This is a genomic window from Methanocaldococcus jannaschii DSM 2661, assembly GCF_000091665.1.
GTDB classification, from domain to species: Archaea; AGJL01; Methanococci; order Methanococcales; family Methanocaldococcaceae; genus Methanocaldococcus; species Methanocaldococcus jannaschii.
Genome location: NC_000909.1, coordinates 1658544 through 1664970 on the forward strand (window position 1 = coordinate 1658544; position 6427 = coordinate 1664970).

The window sequence follows — 6427 nt, forward strand, 5'->3', positions numbered from 1 at the left end:
AAATTTGTGGAACCTTAAAAATAATAAAAAAGTCATATAAATAGTTTTTTATTTTGTAAATTTGAAAATATACAAATATGAATTAATTTTAAGGTGGTAATTTATGTATATTCTAAAAATCGCCTACGATGGAAGATACAGCTTTCAACAACAGCCACATAAACAAACAGTTTGTGATATTTTGTTAGATGCCTTAGAAGAAACTGGATTTTTAGCTAAAAAGAAGGTTATATACAGCGGAGGAAGGACAGATAAAGGCGTCTCTGCCTTAGGCAACTTTGTAGTTGTAGAGCTGAAAAAAGAGCCAATCCTCTCATACATAAATGCAAAGCTAAAGGATAAAGGCATCTGGGTTTTAGGATATAGAGAGATTGATGAAATTCCTAAGGTGAAGTATAGACATTACAGATATATTCTCCCAAACATTGGTTATGATGTAGATGCAATAAAAGAAGGAGCTAAGAAGATGATTGGCACTCATTCCTTCCACAATCTATCAAAGAGAGATAGAACAAAAGAAAAAAGTCCAATAAGAACAATCTATGATATAAAAATCTCTGAAAATGAGTTCTATTTAACAGTAGATATCATTGGAGAGAGCTTTTTATGGAACATGGTCAGAAAGATAGTTGGAGCTTTAGATTTAGTTGGAAGAGGAAAAAAGCCAGTTGAATGGATTGATAAGCTTTTAGATGAAAACCATAGAGAAGGAGTCCCTACATTTCCACCAGAAGGGTTGATATTGGTTGAGGCAAAAGTAGATATCGAATATATATACGATAATTACTCAATAAGAAAATTTAAAGAGTATTGGGGGGAGTTCTTTAAATTGCAAGTTATGAAAATAGGAATCGCTAAAACAGTTTTAGAATTTACAAAATAGATAATTTTATTGTTTAGTTTAAATGTGCCCCGGGGGAGCAAAGGGGACTCACAGCTTGCCGGGCTGTCGCTCATCCCCCGCGGTTTCCCGGGGCATTTTTATATTTATTATATTTATGTAGTTAATATTAATATTTACCCTACAAAAATTTAAACCTTTTGCAACAACCATTTTTATAGGATGATAGAATGAAAAAATACATTGTAAGTATTGGAGTTGATATATCAGACAATGATGTAAAAACAAATCCTAAAGTTAATGAATTAGTTAATAAGGAAATTAAAAAAAGATTATCTAAATTAGGTATAAAAGCAACTATCTCAAATATAACTGGTGATGATATAGTTATAACATCCTTTGTCCCAGAAAATTTGATTGAAAAAAATAATAAAATAATTTTCGAAGTTTTAAATAAATATGCTGAGGGCTTTGATGATTTAAGAGGCATTTCTGAAGATAAAGATAAAGCTGGAGAGGGCTTATCCTATGCCATAGCTGAATCAATATCTGAATATGGAGACGCTATAATAATAGCTTTTGACACTTATGGTGGAGAGAGCTTTGTGGATGAAATGGCTTTGTTTGTTAAGGAAATAGGGGAAAAGTTTGGCTATGATGTTGGCTGCTCTGTCTCTAACGAACCAATAGAAATCCCAGGAATTGGATATACAGGAGCTGAGAGTGACGACCCTGTAGTGGTTATAACTGTTGAGGAGCTTGATGACATACCAAAATTAGCTGGACTTATTTATGGAGGATTACTGAGCTTTGATAAATTGTATTTTGTTAAAAATGGAGATGAAGTTAATATCCTTCCTCCCGGAGTCATATACACCATGACTGCATTTTTAAATGGGAATGTAATTGATTTATATGGGGGAATTAGAAGAAAAATAAAATTTTAATGTGAGACTATGGATTTGCAATATTTTATATTGGCATTTTCATCTATATTCTCAATTTTAAACCCATTTGGTGCTGTTCCTGTATTTATAACATTAACTGAGTCATATCCAAAAAAGGAAAGGGATTTAGTAGCTAAGAAAACAGTTATTTATGCACTTGCTATATTATTGGCTTTTGCACTTTTTGGAGAGTGGATATTAAAATTTTTTGGTATATCATTAGATGCATTTAAGATTGCTGGAGGAATTCTACTGCTCTTAATATCATTAGACATGGTTAGGGGTCAGCAGGAGGCTAAAATTCATAGAAAGGAAATTGAAGCAGCTTATGAGATTGATGAAATTGCTCTAATGCCTTTAGCAACTCCATTATTAGCTGGGCCTGGTTCAATAACTGCCTGTATGGTTGCAATGGCTGAGGCATCAGACATTGGAGATAAGTTTTTGGTAATATTGGCTATACTACTATCTCTTGGAATAACCTACCTAACCCTATTATCAGCTGAGAGTGTTTTAGATAGGATTGGAAGATTGGGGATTAGGATATTAACAAGAATGATGGGTTTGATATTAACAGCAATAGCAGTTCAGATGATAGTTAATGGAATTAGAGGGGCCTTACTCTAAAAAATTTGAGGTGATTACTTTGGATATAAACTTGGATAAATACAAAAACTTAACAAGAAGCTTGACAAGGGAATTTATTAACTTAAATCCAATACAGAGAGGAGGCATTTTACCAAAAGAGGCTAAGAAGGCAGTTTATGAATATTGGGACGGTTATAGCGTTTGCGATTACTGCCATGGAAGATTGGATGAGGTTACATGCCCACCAATAAAGGACTTTTTGGAAGATATTGCCAAGTTTTTAAATATGGACTGTGCAAGACCTACACACGGGGCAAGGGAAGGAAAATTTATTGTTATGCACGCCATATGTAAAGAAGGAGATTATGTAGTTTTAGATAAAAATGCTCACTACACAAGTTATGTTGCCGCTGAAAGAGCTAAGCTAAACGTTGCAGAGGTTGGCTATGAAGAGGAGTATCCAACATATAAGATAAACTTAGAGGGTTATAAGGAGGTTATAGATAATTTAGAGGACAAGGGAAAAAATGTCGGATTGATATTATTAACTCATGTAGATGGAGAGTATGGGAACCTAAACGATGCAAAAAAAGTTGGTAAAATAGCTAAAGAAAAAGGCATCCCATTCCTACTAAATTGTGCATATACAGTTGGAAGAATGCCAGTCAATGGAAAGGAAGTTAAGGCTGATTTTATTGTTGCATCAGGGCATAAGAGTATGGCAGCATCAGCTCCATGTGGTATTTTGGCATTTAGTGAGGAATTTTCCGATAAAATAACAAAAACATCAGAGAAATTCCCAGTTAAAGAAATTGAGATGCTTGGATGCACAAGTAGAGGACTGCCAATAGTTACTTTAATGGCAAGCTTTCCTCATGTTGTTGAAAGGGTTAAAAAATGGGATGAAGAGCTTAAAAAAACAAGATATGTTGTTGATGAACTTGAAAAGATTGGATTTAAGCAGTTAGGAATTAAACCAAAAGAACACGATTTAATTAAATTTGAAACACCAGTATTGGATGAGATAGCTAAAAAGGATAAGAGGAGAGGGTTTTTCTTCTATGATGAGTTGAAGAAGAGGGGAATTGGAGGGATTAGAGCAGGAGTTACTAAGGAGATTAAGATGAGTGTCTATGGATTAGAATGGGAACAGGTTGAGTATGTTGTTAATGCAATAAAGGAGATTGTTGAGAGTTGTAAATAATTTGGTGATGCTATGATTGAAGAAGAAATAACTCTTAAGATTCCAAAAAGTATCGTTAATCAAATAGATGAGCTTATTAAAGAAGGGTATTTTAGCAGTAGAGATGAGTTTGTAAGATATGCTGTTAGAGAATCACTAACTGAAATAGCCATAAGTAAAAAAATGAGTAGAGAAGAATGCAAAAAAATATGGGAGGAGTATAAAATAAGAAAAAAGGACATAAAAATTGATGAAAAAGAAATTGAAGAGTTGTTGGATGAGGTAGATAAAGAATGGAAAAAATGGAAAAAATTAAAATTAAAGTAGTTATTGATACAAATGTATTTATTTCTGCTTTAATAAACCCTAATGGCATTCCTGGGAAAATCTTAGATTTAATTTTTGAGGAAAAGATTGTTAATTATACATCTCCTTCAATTTTAAAAGAAATTGGGTTCAAATGTTTATCCCCAAAATTAAGAAAATATTTAGGGAATGAAAATAGAATTTTAAAAATACTCACCGCTTTTTCTTCTGTTTCGGTTATTATAAATCCAAATACTAATTTTAATGTTTGTAGAGATGAAGATGACAATAAATTTATAAATGTTGCTTATGAATCGAAAGCCATCATTATTACTGGAGATAAGGACTTAATATCATTAAGAGACGAAAATAAATATCTAAAAATCAATAACATACATTTAAAAGTCCCAACTCCAAAAGAATTTATTGAAGAATTTGAAAAATTTATATCTTAAACTCTCCCCTCTCTATCTTCTTCTTTAACTCTTTAGCTAATTTTAAAGCTCTCTTTCTATCTGACTGCCTACATGTTATTGGAATTCCACATACAGAGCCAAGCTTTGTTTTAAATACTCCATAAGGGCAAATATTGCAAACTCCACAACCAAAACAATCTTCAGTTATCTTTATTTTTCCATTCTCTCTTTTTATGGCAAAAGTTGGGCAGTATTTTTCAACTAAGCACTCTCTGCAGTTTTTACATTTATCTTGATAGATTTTTGGTCTTAAATCTACGTTTTCCCAGACCTCTGCATAACTTCCAATGTCTATAATCTCTCTACCAAATATATTAACTAAAGGTAGGGTAATATCCTTATCAAGCTTTTTTAAAGCTTCTTTATGCTCATCAACTTTAATTGGGACAGCTATTGTATTATAAATCTCTATTCCGTTTGATGTTACAAATCCTCCCAAGTAATAGGCATCCATATCTTTCATATCTGCGGACATCATTAGATTTGGCTTCTCTATCGATGCCCTTGTTCCAAAGCCTAAGATAATAGCTTCAGCACCATTTAATAGAGCTTTTTTTCCAACAACATCTTTTTCATCTTTAATAACCATATTCTCTAATGGATTAAGCATTCCACAGCCAGAGAATGATGCCTCTCCTTTTTTTAGAGGCAATCTGTGAAATATTGTATTAACTTCCTCATCAGATAGATTAGTTATTGCAGTATAGTTTTTAAATGCCATTCTTGTTCCTATCATCTTTGCAGTTGGTAAATCATCTATAGTTATCTCATTTTTGTAAATTTTGCCTTCACTTATGGCTTTAGCTTCTACAACTTTGCCCTTAACTAAATCTTTAAATAAAAATCCTACTTCTCCGTAAAATATTGCATCAACCTTTCCTAAAAATTCATTTGGGCAGATGCCAACAACCCCTTTAATGTCATTTAAATATATTTCCTCCGCCCTCTTAAAAACTTCATTAAAAGGAATATGAAAGATTCCAGCAGTTCCAGACATTATTCCGCAAGTTGCTGATGTAACTACATCAACCTCCTCTATCTTGTCCTCTTCATTATTTCTAATGTATTTTTTTAGTTCATCTATTGTTATTACTTTTAATTCCTTTTCCACAATGCCACCTTTTTATTTTCCAATTCTTTTGCACATCTCTAACAGTCTTTCAATTCTCTCTTCAGTTGGAGGGTGTGTTGAGAAAAGTTTGGCAATAAAATCTTTTCTAAATGGGTTTATTATAAACATGTGAGCTGTTGCTGGATTTCCTCTCTCCAATGGGTATAACTCTACCCCTCTTTCTAACTTAGCTAACGCATTAGCCAGCCACAATGGATGTGTTAGCTTAGCTCCCTCTTCATCTGCGTAAAACTCTCTCTGTCTTGAAATTGCAAACTGTATTATTGTAGCAGCAATTGGAGCTAATATTAATAACAAAATCGTTCCAATTAACTCTAATGGATTACTCTCCTCCTCTTCAGAAACAAAGAAAATTCCTCCCCAGTATAGCATCCACTCTGCAATCATTACTATAGCTCCAGCTAAAGTGGCTACTATAGTGCTTATTAAGATGTCTCTATGTTTTATGTGAGATATTTCATGTCCAATGACTCCTTCTAATTCTTCTGGGGATAGTAATTTTAATATTCCTTCGGTTACAGCCACTACGGCATTTTCTGGATTTCTACCCGTAGCAAACGCATTTGGTGTTTCAGTTGGAACTATAGCAACTTTTGGTTTTGGTAGTCCAGCTTTTCTTGCAACTCTTTCGACCATTTGATGTAACCAAGGCATCTCATGCTCTTCTAAAATCCTTGCGTTGTAACTCATTAATACAAGTTTATCACTCATATAATATGCAATAACATTTGGAATTAAAGCTAAGATTATGGCTATCAATGGATGTATATGCAACATCATACAAATTGCATAAATTAACCCTACAAGTAAAGCCATTAATAAATAGGTCTTTATTTGATTTATCATAATCCATCACACTCATTTAAAACTTTGTTTAAAAATATTGTAAATACAAAATGCTTAAATAATTTACGTTGCTAATTTTATTATCCGTAGGGCATTAATAATTAGAGC

8 protein-coding genes are annotated in these 6427 nt (G+C 32.9%); 6 read left to right on the top strand and 2 right to left on the bottom strand.

Annotated elements, in window-relative coordinates:
* Window positions 1–103 precede the first annotated feature (103 nt).
* The 6 genes from truA to MJ_RS08925 all read left to right on the top strand — a co-directional run bounded on the left by truA (window position 104) and on the right by MJ_RS08925 (window position 4320).
* Window positions 104–883 carry a tRNA pseudouridine(38-40) synthase TruA gene (gene truA / locus MJ_RS08900; protein WP_010871199.1) on the top strand — a complete coding sequence of 260 codons (780 nt, stop codon included), beginning with the start codon at window positions 104–106 and terminating at the stop codon, window positions 881–883.
* 188 nt (window positions 884–1071) lie between these two features.
* Window positions 1072–1788, top strand: coding sequence for a hypothetical protein (locus tag MJ_RS08905; protein WP_010871200.1), 717 nt, complete (start codon window positions 1072–1074; stop codon window positions 1786–1788).
* A gap of 9 nt (window positions 1789–1797) precedes the next feature.
* Window positions 1798–2415 carry an NAAT family transporter gene (locus MJ_RS08910; RefSeq protein ID WP_010871201.1) on the top strand — a complete coding sequence of 206 codons (618 nt, stop codon included), beginning with the start codon at window positions 1798–1800 and terminating at the stop codon, window positions 2413–2415.
* On the top strand, window positions 2390–3580 hold the full coding sequence (gene pscS, locus MJ_RS08915) for an O-phospho-L-seryl-tRNA:Cys-tRNA synthase (protein WP_010871202.1): 1191 nt from the start codon (window positions 2390–2392) through the stop codon (window positions 3578–3580). The genes MJ_RS08910 and pscS overlap by 26 nt, the downstream gene beginning before the upstream one ends.
* 12 nt (window positions 3581–3592) lie before the next feature.
* Window positions 3593–3886, top strand: coding sequence for a ribbon-helix-helix domain-containing protein (locus tag MJ_RS08920; protein WP_010871203.1), 294 nt, complete (start codon window positions 3593–3595; stop codon window positions 3884–3886).
* On the top strand, window positions 3862–4320 hold the full coding sequence (locus tag MJ_RS08925) for a putative toxin-antitoxin system toxin component, PIN family (RefSeq protein ID WP_162484774.1): 459 nt from the start codon (window positions 3862–3864) through the stop codon (window positions 4318–4320). Before MJ_RS08920 ends, MJ_RS08925 begins: the two co-directional genes overlap by 25 nt.
* Here MJ_RS08925 and MJ_RS08930 read toward each other — a convergent pair.
* On the bottom strand, window positions 4310–5452 hold the full coding sequence (locus tag MJ_RS08930) for a methanogenesis marker 16 metalloprotein (RefSeq protein ID WP_010871205.1): 1143 nt from the start codon (window positions 5450–5452) through the stop codon (window positions 4310–4312). The genes MJ_RS08925 and MJ_RS08930 overlap by 11 nt on opposite strands.
* Before the next feature lie 12 nt (window positions 5453–5464).
* A complete protein-coding gene (locus tag MJ_RS08935; RefSeq protein ID WP_010871206.1) occupies window positions 5465–6319 on the bottom strand; it encodes a zinc metalloprotease HtpX in 855 nt (284 codons plus the stop codon).
* Between the last annotated feature and the right edge of the window lie 108 nt (window positions 6320–6427).